At 70.0% G+C, this 1,408-nt stretch carries 1 protein-coding gene; it reads right to left on the bottom strand.

The genetic code is table 11. The features are described 5' to 3' along the window. Window positions 1-17: 17 nt before the first annotated feature. Window positions 18-1,181 carry an IS110 family transposase gene (locus KBX46_RS32205; protein ID WP_210795863.1) on the bottom strand — a complete coding sequence of 388 codons (1,164 nt, stop codon included), beginning with the start codon at window positions 1,179-1,181 and terminating at the stop codon, window positions 18-20. Between the last annotated feature and the right edge of the window lie 227 nt (window positions 1,182-1,408).

Raw genomic sequence — 1,408 nt, 5'->3', positions numbered from 1 at the left:
TCTGGCACCCCTCTGTGTCAAGAGGCCGCGGTGAGGGCTGTTCTAGGCTGGGGTGTGGCGGGTCCGGGAAGTGACTTTTCCGAAGTGTCGATCTCGGGGTTCAGGTCGGCCGCGCTGGATTGCAGAGTCGCCCCCGCGTGTCCTCCCGGACCCGTCCTGACCAGCTTCGCGTCGGCCACCATCTGTCGGTAGACGATGTCGGACAGCCGCCGCTTCAGTGCCCGTAGGGCCTCCATCGGGGTCTTGCCCGCGGCCAGTCTGCGCCGGTAGTAGCGGCGCCCTTCGGTGTCACGGCGTAGCTGGACGATGGCCATGATGTGCAGCGCCCGGTTGATGCGCCGGTTCCCGGCCCGGGAGAGCCGGTGCCGGTTCTGATCGCCGGACGAGGCATCGATCGGTGCGGTGCCGTTCCACGAGGCGAAGTGGGCGCGGCTGGTGAACCGCGCGATGTCTCCGATGTCGCCGATCAGGCGGGCGGCGCCGGACGGTCCGATGCCGGTCAGGTCCATCAGCCGGCTTCCGGTGCTGGCGACCAGGTCGGTGAGCTCCTGTTTCGCGGCTTTGATCTTCTTGTCGATGACGACGAGTTCGCCGATCAGCTCGGAGGCCAGCCGCCGGCGGGTCTTGCCGACCACGTCACGCGGGCGCACGGTGCCCAGCAGGGCGCGGGCCTGCTGGGCGGACAGGTCCTTCTTCGCGCCGCCGGGCACCAGTTCGAGTAGCAGGTGGTGCAGCCGGGAGACCACGTCGGTGCGGGCTCGGCCGAGCTGGTCACGACGGTCGACCAGCAGCCGTAACGCGACTGTGGTGTCGTCGGCGACGACCTGCCGCAGACCGTCGGTGCGCAGGGCGACCACAGCGACGCTGCGGGCGTCGACCGGGTCGGTCTTGCGGCCCTGGCCGGTGGCGAACACCCGGGCCCGGGCGGACAGCTTCGCAGGGACGTCCACGACGGTCTCGCCGTCGGCGACCAGGCGTTGAGCGACGTGCCGGCCGATGCCGTTGCAGCCCTCGACCGCCCACAGGCGGTCCTTGTGCTTGCGACCGGCGGCGAGCATGGCCTGGTAGCCGTCGCGGTCGGTGCCGAACCGGCCCTGCCCGAGCGACTTCTCCCGGGCGTTGATGATTTCGATGGTGGCGGAACGCTTGTGCGGGTCCACGCCGATGATGACCTGGGCCACCGTGTCCTCCCTCGATCCGACGGTGTTCGTCGACGGGAGGGCAGCGCTACCTTGAGCCGGGCAGTCCCCTCTTGAGCCTCTCACCGCCGCGGTGACCGGCGGGGCGCACGCCAGATGAGAGCCACACCAACCTGCGGTGGGCAGCCGCGATGAGAGCGACCCCACCGGTCACCTCGACCAAGCCTGGCCGGGCTGCGGTCGTACCACCAGTCAATAGGTAGCCGCGA

Origin of the sequence: Micromonospora sp. C81, from assembly GCF_018070425.1 — a bacterium.
GTDB classification, from domain to species: domain Bacteria; phylum Actinomycetota; class Actinomycetes; order Mycobacteriales; family Micromonosporaceae; genus Micromonospora; species Micromonospora zamorensis.
The sequence above is the reverse complement of the archived record's forward strand: the minus strand, read 5'-3'. Positions and strand labels throughout refer to the sequence as shown.